This window comes from Agrobacterium sp. 33MFTa1.1 (assembly GCF_004328495.1).
In the GTDB taxonomy this organism is placed as follows: Bacteria; Pseudomonadota; Alphaproteobacteria; order Rhizobiales; family Rhizobiaceae; genus Agrobacterium; species Agrobacterium pusense.
The window spans coordinates 578354-594414 of the sequence record NZ_CP036358.1; the positions used below are offsets into that span (position 1 = coordinate 578354).

The window sequence follows — 16061 nt, forward strand, 5'->3', positions numbered from 1 at the left end:
TGCAAGAAGGACGGGCAGGGTTCTAGAAATTGACGATGACATTGACGAAACCTCCAAGCCAGTTCGGCGAACGCTCTGCCGTCAGGGAATCCATGCCCTTGCCAGGGAATGAAATGCTGACGCCGGCGGTGAGATAGGTATTGGCATTGATGATGCGCGAATATTCCAGATAGAGATCATCGGCGAGATGGCGGTTGCCGACGCCCGCAACGGGGGTGGGCGTGCCGTCGATGTCGTCGAGCCGCGTGCCCTGTCCAAACTGGATAGGGCTATCCAACTCGTTGGCGCGGATATGCGCGTAACGGAGCGTCCATGTATCGGCCTGCGTTGGCTTCACCTGCAGGCTGATCTGATGGGCATTGACGTTGGAATTGAGAAACATCATCGAGGACTTCGTGCCCGTCGACCATGCGCTCGGATTGCCTTCGTAATACAGCGGATCGAAGCGTTCGAGACGCGAGGTTGAAGGATCGTCGCCGGAGAAGGTCTGAAAGCTGTAGGCGATCGTCGGCATCCATGAAACATCTTCGAAAGCATAGCCGATCTGGGCGCGGCCGCCCCAGGCTGCAAGGTCGATGTCGGGATTCCATTGATAGGCGATATCGCCGCCGATGAAAAATCCCGGCAATGGCGCGCCGAACGGATTGGTACGGGTATAGGCGTTGATGAAGCTCAAGCCCTCGCGCGCACCCGGCATGATGACCGGCGCGCCGATGCCGCCGGCCGCGGCTCGAGGGTAAGGCGAGCCGGATTCCGGCACATGGCCGAAGGTAACGCCGAAATATCGACCCTCGTGCGGTTCATAACGCAGATCCGCTCCCAAGATCTTCGTCCCGCTGTCCTTGTCGGATAATTCATTCGCGTCGATGAAAAAGGCCGTGGCCGTCAGGTCATCCTTGCCGAGCCGGAGGATCGCCGCCTGCTCCCAAGCCTTTCTCGGCCCTAGTTTCAACGCGCCACGCTCAAAACCGCTTGATCCGCCATTGGCAATCAGCATGCCCGTTCCCGTCTTGAACGGACGCGGCCCCAGGGAGATATCGAAGAACGGGCCGCTCTCCGCCTTCGAGCGCAGGCCGAGATAGCCGTCTTCGAGTGTCACGGCGCCCGTGCCACCGGCATCGAAGGCGTCGGTGCCGAGCGTGCCGGAGGCAACGGCCGAGATTTTTCCATAGACCTGAAGCCGGTCGCCGGCGTCGGCGGTAAAACCGATGCCGGGCATCAAATAGCCCTCAAGCCAGCGCGTGTCGCTGTCGAAGCCGGCGTCCGGCGCAAATCGATCGGCAAAGTTCCAGAACAGGTTCTGTTCGGCAACGGCATTGATGCCGGCTTGAAAATACAGGCGCAATTCAAAACCCGGCTCGTCGATCAGCAGCATGGGGTCCTGCGCATGTGCCGCATCCGCTGCAAACCACAGTCCGGCGAGAAGAGCAACCGCCGCCGCGCGCGTTTCCGCCGCATCATTCATGCCGTCCTCCGGGGCGCGCTGTTATCGCACAAGAGATAACCGCATCCACTTAGACATGAATTGACTGGCTAGGTCCATTCAATCTTGAAGTGTAAAAACAATATTGCGGAATATTACGTCTTGAAAGGCTCGGATAAAGGCAGTTTGCGTAGAGTTTCCGTAAAATACTATTATATTATTCGTAGGCAGGAGAAGCCTGGATTGGTTTCGCACCTCATTTTCGTCGATGGCAGATCGACCATCCCGGTCATGGAGGCAACCAAGGATTGTTTAAACGTGCAGGATTCCGCCTGTTATTCCTTCTAGAGTCTCACGATACCTTATAGGGATACTGAAACACCCTAACGCCGCGCGGCTTCGTCTTTGTTATCGCGGATGGCGGCATCCGCCACCTTCTGCGTCGTCACATTCAGCGCCGTGGCTTCCTTCATCTTCCGCCCGATGGAGCGGATTACACGGGTCGCCTCGGCCGAGAGCGAGCGGGGACGGGTGAGGGCCGGCAGGGCGGGTGTGCTGCTGGCTGCGGCTGCCACTTCCGCAGAAGGCTGCGGTCGGGCGCCGGTCGGCAGCGGGTTCTGGATGCCGGGGATGGGGCGCAGCTCCATGCCCTGATGGGCATAGTCCATCAGCCGCTTGAAGGTCATGGCGGGCAGCGCACCGCCGGTCATGTTGTTCATCGGCGTGAAATCGTCGTTACCGAACCAGACGGCGGTGGTGTAGTTGCCGGTAAAGCCCACATACCAGGCATCGCGATAGGCCTGTGAAGTGCCGGTCTTGCCGCCGGAGACGATGCCATTGTCAAGCGCACCGCGCCGCGCCGTACCCATCACGGGAATGGTCACCAGCATCTGGTTCATCTTCGAATTGGCGTCTACGGACAGCACGCGTTTGGCGGGCGGCTCGTCATGGCTGAAATCGTAGAGAACATTGCCCTCGTAATCCAGCACCTGCTCGATGCCGTGGCGGCGCGACTGCATGCCGTCAGCCGGGAAAACGGCATAGGCGGTGGCCTGATCCAGTACCGTCACTTCCGATGTGCCGAGCGGGATGGTCTTGTCGCTGCGCAGCGGCGTGGCGACACCCATCGCCTTGGCGGTATCGACGATGACCTGCGTGCCGAGCACGTCCTTGGCGAGCCGGACCGGCACGGTATTGTAGGACTTGGCGAGCGCCATCTGCAGCGTCACCTTACCCGCATAGGAGCGGCCGTAATTCTGCGGCGACCAGCCGCGCCATGTTACCGGCGCGTCGGAAATCAGCGTTTCCGGCTTCATGCCTTTTTCCATGGCGGCCGAATAGGTATAGACCTTGAAGGAGGAACCCGGCTGGCGCAGCGCCGCCGTGGCGCGGTTGAACTGGCTTTCGCCATAGTCGCGGCCGCCCACCATGGCGCGCACGCCACCGCCATTTTCGATCATCACCATCGCGCCCTGCTTGACGCGATACCCTTCGCCGAGTTCGCGCAGGCCCATTTCCATCGCCTGTTCGGCCGCCTGCTGCAGGCCGGTGTCGATGGTGGTGCGGACGACGACGGTGTGATCCTTGAACTTGCCCGCGGCGGCCAGCCGCTGCACTTCGTCAAAAGCCCAGTCGAGGAAATAATCCGGCGCCTTCACGTCTTCGCGGTCGATGACGGTGGCGGGGTTGCGGCGCGCGCCGACCACCTGCCCCTCGGTCATCAGCCCGCTCTGCACGAGGTTGGAAAGCACGGTGTTCGCGCGGGCACGCGCCGCCGGAAGGTTGACATGCGGTGCATATTTCGCTGGCGCTTTGAAAAGCCCGGCCAGAATGGCGGATTCCGAAAGCGTCACGTCGGTGAGGTTCTTGCCGAAATAAAACTGCGCGGCCGCAGCAGCACCAAAGGTGCCGCCGCCCATATAGGCGCGGTCGAGATAAAGGCTCAGGATTTCCTTCTTCGACATGTTGGTCTCGAGCCACAGCGCGAGGAAGGCTTCCTTGATCTTGCGCTCCAGCGAGCGTTCATTGGTGAGGAAGAGGTTCTTGGCGAGCTGCTGCGTCAGCGTCGAGCCGCCCTGCACCACGCCGCCGGCGCGGGCGTTTTCGCTCATAGCGCGGGCAAGGCCGATGAAATCGATACCGAAATGGTCGAAGAAGCGCCGGTCCTCGGTCGCCAGCACCGCCTTGATGAAATGATCAGGCATCTGGTCGATCGGCACGCTGTCTTCATGGATGATGCCGCGATGACCGATGGTGTTGCCGTATCGGTCGAGGAAGGTGACTGCGAAGTCACCGCGATAACGCCAGTCCTTCTTGGTTTCTTCGAAAGCGGGCATGGCAAGCGCCAGAAGCACGACCGATCCCGCCGTTCCAAAGGTCAGCGCGTCGCAGGTGAGATTGACGAGGAGCTTCTTCCAGCCGCGGACATGCAGCTTGCGGGAGGCGATGGTGACATCTTCCCAGAAATCCACCAGCCTTGCCGCAGCCGTCCACAGGCCGGAGTCGATGAAGCTATCGATCCGGAGCAGGATATGCCGTTTTTTGCGGCCTTTTTTATCGTCTTTTTCTTCCTGCACCTGGCGATATTTCCTGTTTAAGGCAATGCGACCGTCGATATTCTGCGCTTCAACCCATTCCCGACGCAAAACCGTGGCATGGTTATGTCGGAAGTGCTTGACGTGGCGGCCTTTCGCGGGCCAATGACCCCTTCGCCGCCTGCCAATATGCTAAAATATCGTACAAACCAGCCCTTGGCGATACGATATAAAGGATTAGGGACCGGTTAAACACTCCCGTCCGAGAGATCAAAATGAAACGGAAATGTTAACGATGAATGACGCGCCGTTCTGGAAAACCAAATCGCTGACCGAGATGACCGGCGAGGAATGGGAAAGCCTGTGCGACGGCTGCGGATTGTGCTGTCTCAACAAGCTGGAGGACTGGGACACCGGCGAAGTGGTGTTCACCTCCGTCCGCTGCGTGCTGCTCGACGGCGAGAGCTGTCGATGCTCGGATTACGAGAACCGCCGTGCCACCGTGCCTGATTGTATCCAGCTTGACCTGAAGAAGGTTCACGAGATCGGCTGGCTGCCGCCCACCTGCGCCTATGCGCTGGTGCGCGATGGCAAGGATCTCTACTGGTGGCATTATCTCGTCTCCGGCGATACCGAAACAGTGCATCAGGCCGGCATTTCCGCGCGCGGCCGCACCGTCAGCGAGGCCGATGTGGATGTTGACGACTTCGAGGATTATGTGGTCGACTGGCCGCTGACGGTCGGCGAAAGGGCGGGAGAAAAGGAGCGGACGTGATGAAAAACGGCAATTTTCGTTTTGGTCCTATTCCTGCCCCATCAGCCTCCTAAAGGCATGTCATCCGAAATCGTGTCACGGTTTCGGGCTATGACTTGTCTGAAATCAAAGACAGCTTCCGGCCATTCCGGCAATTGATCCGCAAAAGCGGACGAGGGACATCAAAACGCATGCGCTACGGGCTGCCCGCCATCTTTCTTTCATGCCTTGCCCTTCCGGGGCTCCTGCCGTTTTCCGCTGACGCCCAGCAACAGCCCCAGGCCTTCGAATGCACGCTGGTCACATCAATCGAGACCGGCGCCATCATCAACCAGCAGGGCGCCTGCGACCAGCGGGTGGCGCCAGCCTCCACCTTCAAGGTGCCGCTGGCGCTGATCGGTTACGATGCCGGTATTCTCCAGGATGAAAAATCGCCCGCCTGGGATTGGAAACCTGGCACGGAGGCGCGCGCCTCGGATCGCAAGACGGTCGACCCGACCATCTGGGAGCAGGATTCGGTGCTGTGGTATTCCCGCGAAATCACCCGCCGCCTCGGCCCGGAAAAATTCGCCGCCTATGTGAAGCGTCTCGGTTACGGTAATGCCGATGTATCGGGCGAGCCCGGCAAAAACAATGGACTTACCCATTCCTGGCTGGGGGCGTCGCTCACCATCTCGCCGGTGGAGCAGGTCGGTTTCCTTCGCCGGTTGCTTGCCGGCAATCTGCCTTTCTCCCGCGATGCGCAGGCCAAGACACGCGCCATCGTACCGGTCTTCGATGCGCCGGAAAGCTGGGCCGTGCACGGCAAGACCGGAACCGGCTACATGCGTGACGAAAAGGGCAACCCCGACCGCAACCGCCCCTTCGGCTGGTTCGTCGGCTGGGCGGAGCGTGAAGGCCAGCACATCGTCTTCGCAAGGCTGCGTGTTTCCGACAAGCCGTCAAACGAGCCGCTCGGCCCCGCCGTGCGCGATGCCTTCCTGCGCGATATCCCGCGGCTCGCCGTGCACAGGTAGGCGACGGCCCTCACACGGGAAAGGACATCAGCATATGTCGGATGCCTCTCGCGATGTCATCAAGCTCTATACCAAGCACGGTGCTGATTTTGACAATCAGCGCGGTCGTTCCCTTGTCGAAAAACCCTGGCTGGACAGGTTCACCTCGCTATTGCCCGATGGCGGCTCCATTCTCGATATCGGCTGCGGTTCGGGTGAGCCGATCGCTGGCTATTTGATTGCCAACGGTTATGACCTCACGGGCATCGATGCGTCGCTGCCGCTGATCGAACTTTGCCGCAGCCGCTTTCCGGAAAAACTTTGGGTGGTGGCCGATATGCGCGAACTGGCCCTCGGCCGCCGTTTCGATGGGCTGATTGCCTGGCACAGCTTTTTTCACCTGTGTCCCGAGGATCAGCGCCGGATGTTCGGTATCTTCCGCCAGCATGCCAATGAAGGTGCGGCCCTGATGTTCACTGCCGGGCCAGTGCAAGGCGAAGCAATCGGTACCCTTCAGGGCAAGCCACTTTATCACGCCAGCCTCGCGCGTGAAGATTACGAAGGCCTTTTGGCCACGCATGGATTCCGGCTTCTGGATCACGTCGTCAACGATCCGCAATGCGGCGGGGCAACGATTTATCTCGCCAGGCGGATCGTATCATAGAGACCATTGCATAGTCCCCGGGATCACGCATAGGATCGACAGGCCGGATGTTTCAGGGACTTTCCCATGCTCGAAAAGCTCAAGCGATGGGCGAAATCCATCAAGCGTGACGTTCACGCCCTTTATCTTGCCGCACGCGATCCACGCACGCCGCTTTTGGCTAAAGTGGTGGCGATGCTGGTCGCCGCCTATGCGCTTTCACCGATCGATCTCATCCCGGATTTCATTCCTGTCATCGGTTATCTCGACGATCTGGTCATCGTCCCGCTCGGCATCCTCCTTGCGGTGCGTCTTGTGCCGCCGCCACTGCTGGCGGAGCATCGATTGACGGCCGCAGCCGCGCAATCCCGTCCCGTCAGCCGCGTGGCTGCTGCCATATTCATCGCCCTGTGGCTGGCGGCGTCGTTCACGATTTTGTTTGCGGCAAAAAATTTCTTCTTCCCTTGACCTTCCCATCATGGGAAGCCCTACATAGGGTCTCGAAAGGGGATTTCCCATGAACGAGACAGTCAGACACGCCCATCCAAATCAACCGGTTTCCATTCCCGTGGAAGGCATGACCTGCGCTTCCTGCGTGCGGCGGGTGGAAACGGCCGCAGCCAAGGTGCCCGGCGTCATGTCGAGTTCCGTGAACTTCGCCACGAAGAAGCTTACGGTCGAGCCGGCTGAAGGTTTCTCAGCCAAAACGCTTGGCGCTGCCATCAAGAAGGTGGGTTACGATATTGCACCGGATCGGCATGAATTTACCGTCGAAGGTCTGCACAGCGATGCGGATGCGGCGCGGTTGAAGGCTGTTCTGGAAGCTGTCGCAACCACCATTAACGCCACTGTCGATACCGCAGCCGGCAAGGCCGCCGTGGAGACGATCGGCGGCCGGCGTGAACGGGACGCGCTGGTGGAAACGGCGAAACTTGCCGGCTTTGCATTGGCGACGCCAAAGCCGCACGACCATTCCTCCCATCAATCCCACAACAGGCACGAGGGGCATCACCACGGCCACAGCCAGATGGCGACGGCCGGTGAAAGTGGCGGCCATGACCATATGCACCATGCGGGCGAAGAGGGCGCGCTGAAACGCGACCTGACGATCGCCGCCATCCTGACGGCACCGCTTTTCGTGCTGGAAATGGGCGGCCATCTCTATGAGCCGATGCACCACTGGCTGATGGGCATCATCGACACGCAGAACCTCTATTATATCTATTTCGTGCTGGCGACGGCGGTGATTTTCGGACCGGGTCTGCGCTTCCTCAAGACCGGTTTTCCGGCCCTGCTGCGCGGCGCGCCGGAAATGAACTCGCTGGTGGCGTTGGGCGTTACTGCCGCCTATCTCTATTCCGTCGTGGCGACCTTCGCGCCCGACCTGCTGCCGGCAGAGGCGCAATTCGTCTATTATGAAGCGGCAACGGTCATCGTGACGCTGATCCTGACCGGACGGCTTCTCGAAGCCCGCGCCAGCGGCCGCACCGGAGACGCCATCCGCAAGCTGATGAGCCTGCAGGCGAAGACCGCCCGCGTAGAGCGCGATGGCGCCACCATCGATATTTCCCCTGACGATCTGGTGATGGGCGATATCGTCGTCATCCGTCCGGGCGAGAGGCTGGCGGTGGATGGCGAAGTTGTCGAAGGCTCGTCCTATGTCGATGAATCCATGATATCAGGCGAACCGGTGCCGGTGGAAAAGACGGTTGGCGCGGCGGTCGTTGGCGGCACCATCAACAAGACCGGGGCCTTCAAGTTCAAGGCGACCAAGGTGGGCGCCGATACCATGCTGTCGCAGATCATCCGCATGGTGGAGGAGGCGCAGGGCTCCAAGCTGCCGATCCAGCTGCTGGTCGACCGGGTTACCGCGCTGTTCGTGCCCGTCGTCATTGCGATTGCGGTGCTGACCTTTATCGTCTGGGCGATTTTCGGTCCCGAACCTGCCTATACATTCGCGCTGGTCAATGCGGTCGCGGTGCTCATCATCGCCTGCCCATGTGCCATGGGTCTTGCCACGCCGACTTCCATCATGGTCGGCACCGGCCGGGCAGCGGAGCTGGGCGTACTGTTCCGCAAGGGTCAGGCCCTGCAGGAACTGCGCTCGGCTGAGATCGTCGTGGTCGACAAGACCGGCACCGTCACCAAGGGCCGCCCGGAACTGACCGATCTCGTGGTTGCGGAAGGATTTGTCGATAACGACGTGCTGGCGCTGGTTGCCGCCGTCGAGGGTCGCTCGGAACATCCGATCGCCGAAGCAATCGTCCGGGCTGCGGAGGAAAAGAAGGTGGCGACCCATGCAGGACTCGAAGCTGCAACTATCGAGAACTTCGAAAGCGTGACGGGTTACGGTATCGCCGCCACCGTCAATGGCCGCAAGGTCGAGGTCGGTGCGGATCGTTACATGGCCAAACTGGGTCATTCGGTTGATGTCTTCGCCGAAACCGCTGCAAGGCTGGGTGACGAGGGCAAGACGCCGCTTTATGCCGCGATCGACGGCAGGCTGGCGGCTGCGATCGCCGTCGCCGATCCGCTGAAACCGTCAAGTGTCACCGCTATCAAGGCGTTGCAGGCGATGGGCATCGAAGTGGCTATGGTGACGGGCGACAATGAGCGTACGGCAAACGCCATAGCCCGGCAGGTCGGTATTTCCCGTGTGGTTGCGGAAGTACTGCCCGAGGGCAAGGTAAAGGCAATCCATGAGATGCGGGCAGGCGGCAAGGTGCTGGCTTTCGTCGGCGATGGCATCAATGATGCGCCGGCACTGGCAGAGGCCGATATCGGCATTGCCGTCGGCACCGGCACGGATGTCGCCATCGAAAGCGCTGACGTGGTGCTGGTTGGCGGCGATCTTCTTGGCGCGGTCAACGCCATCGAGATGAGCCGCGCGACCATGCGCAACATCAAGGAAAACCTGTTCTGGGCCTTTGGTTACAACGTGGCGCTGATACCGGTTGCGGCGGGCGTGCTTTATCCGTCTTTCGGCATCACGCTGTCGCCGATGATCGGTGCGGGGGCGATGGCGCTGTCCAGCGTCTTTGTTCTCGCCAATGCACTGCGGTTGAAACGGGCGAAGGTCGCTCATCGGGAGGTGAAATCGTGAATATCGGCCAGGCGTCGGAAGCATCGGGCGTTTCCGCCAAGATGATCCGCTATTATGAGCAGATCGGGCTTATCACGCCCGCCGCGCGCACCGGTAATAATTACCGCGTCTATGGAGAGCAGGATGTCCATAACCTGCGCTTCATCAAACGGGCGCGCACGCTCGGTTTTTCATTGGAAGAAACCGAGACGCTGCTGAAACTCTGGCAGGACAAGAGCCGTGAGAGTTCGGCGGTAAAGGAAATCGCGCTCGTCCACATCGCCGATCTCGAACAGAAGATCGCCGAGATGAAGAGCATGGTGAAAACGCTCTCCCATCTCGCCCATTGCTGCGGCGGCGACCACCGGCCCGATTGCCCCATCCTCGACGATCTCGCGGGTGCCGACAAGACAGACAGCAAGCCCGCCAGAACCCACTGAAAGAAAGCCGGTGCGAAAATATCGGCGCCGACCAATAGGAGAAATCATGACCCCAACCACCTTCCTCATCCCGGACATGACCTGCGGCCATTGCGATAAGACCCTGCGCGGCGCACTTTCGGACGTCCTCCCCGACGCCGCCGTCAATATCGATCTTTCCACGCATAGGCTCACGGTAACGGGTGACGCCGCAACCGCGGAGGAAGCAATCCGCGAGGCCGGTTACTCGCCTGAACTGGCGGGCTGACGCACGTCGTTCCAGGAATGAAAAGGAAAGATATGCTGCTGAGTAGCATCATTTTTCCTTTGAAGGCAGAACTCCAATGTCCGTCTCGACCATCTCCTTCAATCCTATCGCGGCCCCGGCGACACGCTGCCGGAGGCATTCGAGCGGGCGGTTCTGCGCATCGGCGCTATTGAGGCGGATATGCAAACCCTCGGCAAGGCACCGTTCAGTGGACATTCATGCCTGAACTATTGCCCGGCCTTCGTCGGGTTACGAAAAATCAGGCGATCTTTCATTTCGATGTTGATGACGGCGAGAAGACATTGCGTGTTCTCGCCATCTTCTTCGGTGGGCAGGATCATCAGCGCCACAAGTTGAAACGCCTCGCATCCGGCCTGACAAGCGGTTAAACCTCGTCGAACGCCCCGCCCTCGCGCGAGGGATTGCGGTTGATCACCCGTTCCTCCGCATCGTCGGGCAGGGCCTCGTCGCTTTCCTGATAGGGGTCGTCCTCGCTCTCGGCCTCTTCTTCCTCGATTTCCTGCTCGATGAATTGAGGAATTTCTCCCTTGGCGGGGAGGGCGTCGATGTCGAGGTCGAGCAGGTCTTCATCCATGGCGTCTTCGTTCGAGGGCAGGATTTTTTTGCGGTCCATGACGGTATCCTTTCTATCGGTTATTCGGCAAACGAGCGGAAACGCGCAGGGTTCCTGTCGCCTGCGAATTCCTTCGGATCGAGTGGCGCGAAAAAGCTGTCTTGACCTCAATGGCGCTTGAGGTTCTAGTTTGCCCGCCGTATCGCGAAAATCGAAAGGATGCGGCTTTGACGAGTATGGAAATGACGGAGAAAAACGGCTGGGGTGAATTGTTGAGCGGGACCAATCTCTCGCTTTTAACCGTCATCTCCTCCGGTATCGGCCTGCACGCTTTCAACCAGTTCGCGGTCGTCACGGCCTTGCCGGTGGCCGTGAATGAAATCGGCGGAGCGGCCTTTTATAGCTGGGCCTACAGTCTTTATTTCGTCGGTTCCGTCGCTGGCGGCGTCACCGCCGTGCTGTTTCGCGAACGTTTCGGCGCGCGCACGGTCCTGCTGCTGTGCTGCCTGATCTTTTCTCTGGGTTCCATCCTTTCGGCAATCGCCGACGACTTCTTGTGGGTCGTCGTCGGTCGCGCCTTGCAGGGTCTGGCGGACGGGTTGATCGTTGCCGTGTGCTACAGCCTCATTCCCGCCGGTTTCCGCTCCGGCCTGTTGCCGAAGGTCTTTGCCATCGAGGCGGCCATCTGGGCGGTCGCCTCGTTCATCGGCCCGCTCACAGGCGGTTTCGCAACCGAACATATCTCCTGGCGCGCCACCTTCCTGTTGTCGGCACCCCTGATTCTGTTGCTCGTGGCCTATACCGCCATCGCCGTCTCCGCCGAGCGACCGGTGGTGACGACGCGCAGACCGCTGGTGCCGCTGGCGCTCTGCCTCATCGGCGCATTGGCGTTTTCCGCTCCCTCTGCCTTCGAGGATGCGAGCCTGCGCGCCCTGTCCCTGCTGGCGGGTGCAGCACTCCTGTGGGCCTCGCTCCGCGCCGGTACACGGCCTTCCGTTGGATTGTTTCCGAAGGATTCCTTTCAGTTGAAGACGGTGCTCGGCAGCGGCTTCTGGGTGCTGTTCCTGATGTCCTACGCCCACGCTCTCGGCAGCGTCTATCTGGCCTATGTCGCCATCAATCTCTGGCGTCATGAACCCACCTTCGCCGGTTTTATCGTGGTAACGATGCCGCTCGCCTGGAGCCTGGTGGCAATGCTGATCGGAAGCCTGCGCTCCGATCGCCTGCGCGAGGTTTGCCTGCATTACGGCCCGTATCAGATGGTGCCGGGCTGCATTTTGCTCGGGCTCGGGCTTTCGTCCGGCAGTTCGGTCGAAATGCTGCTTGGGCAAATCCTGATAGGATCGGCTTTCGGCATGTCATGGGCAGGTATCAGCCAGGCGGCCATGGAAGCCGCACCGGAGGAGGAACGCAAGATGACGGGCGCTCTGCTCCCCACGGTCGCGACACTGGGAGCCGCCGCCGGTGCGGGTGCAAGCGGCACCGTGGCCGCTGCAACCGATCTCGTGACGCAAGTCGATCGGGCAGACGTGACGATGCCGATGATGTATCTTTACGGACTTGGTGTCGTGGTGTCGCTGCTGGCGATCTTCACGGCAAGGGGGCTGCGCAGCGTGCGCTAGCGCCCCCGCCGCGGCCTGGTCAGGACTGGGTAGTGGCGATGGTGATCGCCGTCAGATAGACCACAAAGGCCATGACGGCGATCGCGCCGATGACGATGACGATACCCTTTCCGGCGCGCTTCTTCTCGGTCTTGTTCTCGTTGGCTTCCGTCGGAAACAGGATGGGATCGCTGGTGTCGCGGATTTTGGTCATGCCGTTTCTCCTTTCGGCGGAATTTTTCGGGCGTTTCTGGTCTATCAACCACCCAATCCGCCAAAAGGTTCCTTAGGGACGCAGCGCCCAGGTCGTGGCGTGGACCACCGCCCCGGGCTCGGCCTTCAAAAGAGCGGCGCGCACGGGCTCGAAGCCCTCGATGCGTTTCGTGCCGACATACCGTCCGCGATTGGCAAAAACCTCCATGGAGCCGTAATCCAGAAAGATACGGACGCGCGAGGCCCTTGCGCCTTTGGCAATGTAATGTGGGGAGGGGCCCTCCCGCCCATCCTCGTGGCGGATCCAGAGGCCCGTTTCGTCGCTGACGAGACCGAGCGTGACCGTCGGGTGATCAAGCGCGAGTTCGAAGGGCACCCCCGGCGACGCAAGCTCGATCAATATCTCCACTGCGCCGTTGATGAAGGTGACGCGCTCGCCGGCCGCAAGCCGGGTGCGGTCGAGAATGTGGCTGCGCAGGCTTTCGGCCGCGCCGATGGGTGGGGTCAGAAGCTCGCCATTCACATAAGTGATCCGGCGCGGTAACGTCATGGAGGTGGGGAAATCGATCTCGGGATTGGCGTCGGCCCAATTGGCCAGCCAGCCGATGCCGATGATGCTATCCCCGTCCAGAAAGGCCTGAAAGGCATAATTATCGGTGCCGAAATCGAGCTCCTGACCGGATTCCTTGGTGAAGACCTTGCCGTCGAACCAGCCCACATCGGCCATTGTCAGGTTCTTGCGGCCTGTCTCGGGGTCTTCCGAGTGCATCAGTCCGTAGATCAGCACCCAGCGCGTGGAACGGGCATTGGCGGGGCCATCGAGCGGCAGCAGGCAGGGGCATTCGATGGCTGTGGTTTTATACCGCGTTTCCACCCAGAGCTTGCCCACATAGGTCCAGCCGGAAGCAGCCGTGGGGTCGAGCGTTTCGTAAAGCAGGATGACACCGCCGCCCTCGCTCTGGCTGCCGAGCACCATTTTCCATAAGCCATCGGGACCGCGAAAGACGTAAGGATCGCGGAAATCCGGCGTCAGCCCCTGTCCGTCCGGACGATGGCCCAGAATGACGTCTGCCTGCCCTGCCATGATGAGATCGGAAGAGGTGGCGGTGAGCTGTATCTGCTGTTCGGGAATGCGGTCCTGCACCTGCTCGGTGAAGAACACGCGGATGCCGGTGCCTTCCACCAGCGGAATGGTGGAGCCGGAATAGGCGCCGCCGCGCTTGTCCGGCCGGGTGGTCAGGTCTTCTGACGGAAAAAGGAAGATCGGCAGATGCCGCCAGCGAAGATAATCGGAGGAGACAGCATGTCCCCAATGCATGGTGTTCCACCGCAGCCCGTGCGAATAATGCTGATAAAACAGATGCGGACGGCCCTCGAAGCGGCCAAAGCCGTTCGGATCATTCATCCAGCCGAAGGGCGGGCGGAAGTGGTAGCTCCCGGGAAGTTCCGGCGCGGCATTGTCAGGCTTGGTATGAACAACCGTGATGCCGGTTTCGAGTACATCCGATGCCGTGAACCAATAAATCACCGAAACGGCGGTGGTGACCGTGTCGTAACTCAGCTCCACATGGCCGCCGCCAAAAACCTGATAGATCCGAAACCCGTACTCTTCGGTGTTGACGCTTGAAACTTCAGCGAATTTTCCGTTTTGATTGGAGAAGGAAACCGCACCCGGCTCGCCGGCTTTTTTTGCCTTCAGCCAGACATGAAAGGTGGCGTTGACGGGCAGATCGGTGTGAATGGTACGGATGGCGCTTTCCGGTTCGGCGGTTACGGCTTCAACGACGGTCATTGCTTTTCCTTTCCTTTCGGCATTCTGCGGGTCAAGCATAGGAACGATGATGGCGATGGAAAGTTCATTGCGCAAAATTGAATGAGGCGAAGGAGCGGAGCTTTGGCATTTATCGCTCGCATCCGTCGCCCTCCGGCCCCATATAAAGGCAAAGCAGGGAGTTTATCCGTGATGAAATTTGACAATTCCTATGCCCGCCTGCCGGAGCGTTTCAGCGCCGCGGTGCTGCCGACGCCGGTAAAGGCACCGCGCCTCATCGCCTTCAACCGTGGGCTTGCCGACGAGCTTCGTCTCGACGTCACCGGCCTTGACGATGAAAGACTGGCGGCGATCTTTTCGGGCAATGTCGTGCCTCAGGGAGCCGAACCGCTGGCCATGGCCTATGCCGGCCACCAGTTTGGCGGTTTCGTACCGCAGCTGGGCGATGGCCGCGCGATTCTTCTGGGCGAGTTGATCGACAGGAACGGCAAACGGCGTGATATCCAGCTGAAAGGCTCCGGCCCGACGCCGTTCTCGCGCAGGGGTGACGGGCGCGCCGCGCTTGGCCCTGTGCTGCGCGAATATATCGTATCGGAAGCGATGTTTGCGCTGGGCGTTCCCGCAACCCGGGCGCTGGCGGCTGTCCTCTCCGGCGAAAGGGTGCAGCGTGAAGTCGGCCTGCCGGGCGGCGTCTTCACCCGTGTCGCGGCAAGCCACATCCGTGTCGGCACGTTCCAGTTTTTCGCCGCGCGCGAGGATGACGAGGCAATCAGGAACCTCGCGGACTATGTGATCGACCGTCATTATCCCGAGGCGAAAGAGGCAGATAATCCCTATCTCGCCCTGCTGCAAGGCATAGCGCAACGGCAATGCGACCTCATCGCCCGCTGGATGATGGTGGGCTTCATCCATGGCGTGATGAATACCGACAATATGGCGGTCTCCGGGGAGACCATCGATTTCGGCCCTTGCGCCTTCCTTGATGAATATCACCCCAACAAGGTTTTTTCCTCCATCGATGCGCAGGGCCGTTACGCCTATAACAACCAGCCCGGCATCGCCCAGTGGAACATCGCAAGGCTGGCGGAATGCCTGCTGCCGCTGCTCGATCCGCTGGTGGAAAAGGCCGCTGAACTCGCCAATGGGGTTCTCGCCGATTTCGCTGCCGCCTTTCCCAAACGCTGGCTTACCGGCATGCGCGCAAAACTTGGCCTGACGGCGGAGGAAGACGGCGATATGGATCTGGTGCAGGGGCTGCTGGCGCTGATGCAGGCATCGGAAGCGGACTATACGCTGACCTTCCGTCGTCTTTCGCATGCCGTCAATGGCGACGCCGAGCCATTCCGCGGCATGTTCATCGATATTGCGGGCGCGGACGAATTTCTCGCCCGTTGGCGGGAAAGAGCCGGTCGGGAGGGGATTTCCGATTCCGAAAGATCGGCGGCGATGCTGTCAGTTAATCCCGCCATCATCCCACGCAACCACCGCATCGAGGAACTGATCGAGGCGGCAGTGGAGGAGGATGATTTCGAGCCCTTTCACGCCATGCTGAAGGCGATTGCGACGCCCTTCGAGGAGCGGCCGGACAATTTCGTCTATATGCAGCCGCCGATGAGCCATGAGCGGGTATTTCGGACGTTTTGCGGGACGTGACGACCTCACCGTCATGCCGGACTTGATCCGGCATCCAGCCGACGCGCGTCTGCGCGGCGAATAGAGTATTTCCAGCCCAAGGACTTGGGCTGGCTGGATACCGGCTCAAGGCCGGTATGACGGAATAAACT

15 protein-coding genes are annotated in these 16061 nt (G+C 60.4%); 10 read left to right on the plus strand and 5 right to left on the minus strand.

Annotation, left to right across the window (positions count from 1 at the left end; genetic code table 11):
• Nucleotides 1-22 precede the first annotated feature (22 nt).
• Together EYD00_RS02960 and EYD00_RS02965 are read right to left on the minus strand one after the other, a co-directional pair.
• A complete protein-coding gene (locus EYD00_RS02960) occupies nt 23-1465 on the minus strand; it encodes an alginate export family protein (protein ID WP_004440689.1) in 1443 nt (480 codons plus the stop codon).
• Nucleotides 1466-1806: 341 nt separating this feature from the next.
• On the minus strand, nt 1807-3999 hold the full coding sequence (locus EYD00_RS02965; protein WP_004440690.1) for a transglycosylase domain-containing protein: 2193 nt from the start codon (nt 3997-3999) through the stop codon (nt 1807-1809).
• A gap of 253 nt (nt 4000-4252) precedes the next feature.
• On the opposite strand from EYD00_RS02965, the gene EYD00_RS02970 reads away from it, so the two are divergent.
• The 8 genes from EYD00_RS02970 to EYD00_RS03005 all read left to right on the plus strand — a co-directional run bounded on the left by EYD00_RS02970 (nt 4253) and on the right by EYD00_RS03005 (nt 10507).
• The gene (locus tag EYD00_RS02970; protein WP_003497144.1) at nt 4253-4732 is read left to right on the plus strand and encodes a YcgN family cysteine cluster protein; all 480 of its coding nucleotides are present in this window, start codon (nt 4253-4255) and stop codon (nt 4730-4732) included.
• Nucleotides 4733-4902: 170 nt separating this feature from the next.
• A complete protein-coding gene (gene blaOXA / locus EYD00_RS02975) occupies nt 4903-5727 on the plus strand; it encodes a class D beta-lactamase (RefSeq protein WP_004440693.1) in 825 nt (274 codons plus the stop codon).
• Nucleotides 5728-5761: 34 nt separating this feature from the next.
• Nucleotides 5762-6370, plus strand: a complete 609-nt coding sequence (locus EYD00_RS02980) for a class I SAM-dependent DNA methyltransferase (protein WP_004440695.1) — start codon at nt 5762-5764, stop codon at nt 6368-6370.
• A gap of 66 nt (nt 6371-6436) precedes the next feature.
• Nucleotides 6437-6817 (plus strand): YkvA family protein, encoded by a 381-nt coding sequence (locus tag EYD00_RS02985; RefSeq protein WP_004440697.1) that lies wholly within the window; start codon nt 6437-6439, stop codon nt 6815-6817.
• A 49-nt stretch (nt 6818-6866) separates the two neighbouring features.
• The gene (locus tag EYD00_RS02990; RefSeq protein WP_004440699.1) at nt 6867-9452 is read left to right on the plus strand and encodes a heavy metal translocating P-type ATPase; all 2586 of its coding nucleotides are present in this window, start codon (nt 6867-6869) and stop codon (nt 9450-9452) included.
• Nucleotides 9449-9871 (plus strand): Cu(I)-responsive transcriptional regulator, encoded by a 423-nt coding sequence (cueR, locus tag EYD00_RS02995; RefSeq protein WP_004440702.1) that lies wholly within the window; start codon nt 9449-9451, stop codon nt 9869-9871. Before EYD00_RS02990 ends, cueR begins: the two co-directional genes overlap by 4 nt.
• 46 nt (nt 9872-9917) lie before the next feature.
• Nucleotides 9918-10118, plus strand: a complete 201-nt coding sequence (locus EYD00_RS03000) for a heavy-metal-associated domain-containing protein (RefSeq protein ID WP_004440704.1) — start codon at nt 9918-9920, stop codon at nt 10116-10118.
• Nucleotides 10119-10336: 218 nt separating this feature from the next.
• The gene (locus tag EYD00_RS03005) at nt 10337-10507 is read left to right on the plus strand and encodes a type II toxin-antitoxin system RelE/ParE family toxin (RefSeq protein ID WP_262621376.1); all 171 of its coding nucleotides are present in this window, start codon (nt 10337-10339) and stop codon (nt 10505-10507) included.
• On the opposite strand, the gene EYD00_RS03010 is transcribed toward EYD00_RS03005, so the two are convergent.
• Nucleotides 10504-10752 carry a hypothetical protein gene (locus tag EYD00_RS03010; protein WP_004440706.1) on the minus strand — a complete coding sequence of 83 codons (249 nt, stop codon included), beginning with the start codon at nt 10750-10752 and terminating at the stop codon, nt 10504-10506. The two genes, EYD00_RS03005 and EYD00_RS03010, sit on opposite strands and share 4 nt — an antisense overlap.
• Before the next feature lie 176 nt (nt 10753-10928).
• Between EYD00_RS03010 and EYD00_RS03015 the strand changes: the two genes are divergently transcribed.
• Nucleotides 10929-12314 carry an MFS transporter gene (locus EYD00_RS03015; protein ID WP_193604413.1) on the plus strand — a complete coding sequence of 462 codons (1386 nt, stop codon included), beginning with the start codon at nt 10929-10931 and terminating at the stop codon, nt 12312-12314.
• A 19-nt stretch (nt 12315-12333) separates the two neighbouring features.
• On the opposite strand, the gene EYD00_RS03020 is transcribed toward EYD00_RS03015, so the two are convergent.
• Nucleotides 12334-12507: a hypothetical protein gene (locus tag EYD00_RS03020; RefSeq protein ID WP_004440709.1), complete on the minus strand. Its 174-nt coding sequence runs from the start codon at nt 12505-12507 to the stop codon at nt 12334-12336.
• Between the two features lie 72 nt (nt 12508-12579).
• A complete protein-coding gene (locus EYD00_RS03025; protein WP_004440712.1) occupies nt 12580-14298 on the minus strand; it encodes a glycoside hydrolase family 32 protein in 1719 nt (572 codons plus the stop codon).
• A gap of 171 nt (nt 14299-14469) precedes the next feature.
• On the opposite strand from EYD00_RS03025, the gene EYD00_RS03030 reads away from it, so the two are divergent.
• On the plus strand, nt 14470-15930 hold the full coding sequence (locus EYD00_RS03030; protein ID WP_004440714.1) for a protein adenylyltransferase SelO: 1461 nt from the start codon (nt 14470-14472) through the stop codon (nt 15928-15930).
• Nucleotides 15931-16061 lie beyond the last annotated feature (131 nt).

Coding starts and splice junctions, on each gene's coding strand:
- EYD00_RS03030 (WP_004440714.1), top strand. CDS start 14,470: ATGAAATTTGACAATTCCTATGCCCGCCTGCCGGAGCGTTTCAGCGCC.
- EYD00_RS03025 (WP_004440712.1), bottom strand. CDS start 14,298: ATGACCGTCGTTGAAGCCGTAACCGCCGAACCGGAAAGCGCCATCCGT.
- EYD00_RS02970 (WP_003497144.1), top strand. CDS start 4,253: ATGAATGACGCGCCGTTCTGGAAAACCAAATCGCTGACCGAGATGACC.
- EYD00_RS02985 (WP_004440697.1), top strand. CDS start 6,437: ATGCTCGAAAAGCTCAAGCGATGGGCGAAATCCATCAAGCGTGACGTT.
- EYD00_RS03010 (WP_004440706.1), bottom strand. CDS start 10,752: ATGGACCGCAAAAAAATCCTGCCCTCGAACGAAGACGCCATGGATGAA.
- blaOXA (WP_004440693.1), top strand. CDS start 4,903: ATGCGCTACGGGCTGCCCGCCATCTTTCTTTCATGCCTTGCCCTTCCG.
- EYD00_RS02960 (WP_004440689.1), bottom strand. CDS start 1,465: ATGAATGATGCGGCGGAAACGCGCGCGGCGGCGGTTGCTCTTCTCGCC.
- EYD00_RS02980 (WP_004440695.1), top strand. CDS start 5,762: ATGTCGGATGCCTCTCGCGATGTCATCAAGCTCTATACCAAGCACGGT.
- EYD00_RS02990 (WP_004440699.1), top strand. CDS start 6,867: ATGAACGAGACAGTCAGACACGCCCATCCAAATCAACCGGTTTCCATT.
- EYD00_RS03005 (WP_262621376.1), top strand. CDS start 10,337: ATGCCTGAACTATTGCCCGGCCTTCGTCGGGTTACGAAAAATCAGGCG.
- EYD00_RS03015 (WP_193604413.1), top strand. CDS start 10,929: ATGGAAATGACGGAGAAAAACGGCTGGGGTGAATTGTTGAGCGGGACC.
- EYD00_RS03020 (WP_004440709.1), bottom strand. CDS start 12,507: ATGACCAAAATCCGCGACACCAGCGATCCCATCCTGTTTCCGACGGAA.
- EYD00_RS03000 (WP_004440704.1), top strand. CDS start 9,918: ATGACCCCAACCACCTTCCTCATCCCGGACATGACCTGCGGCCATTGC.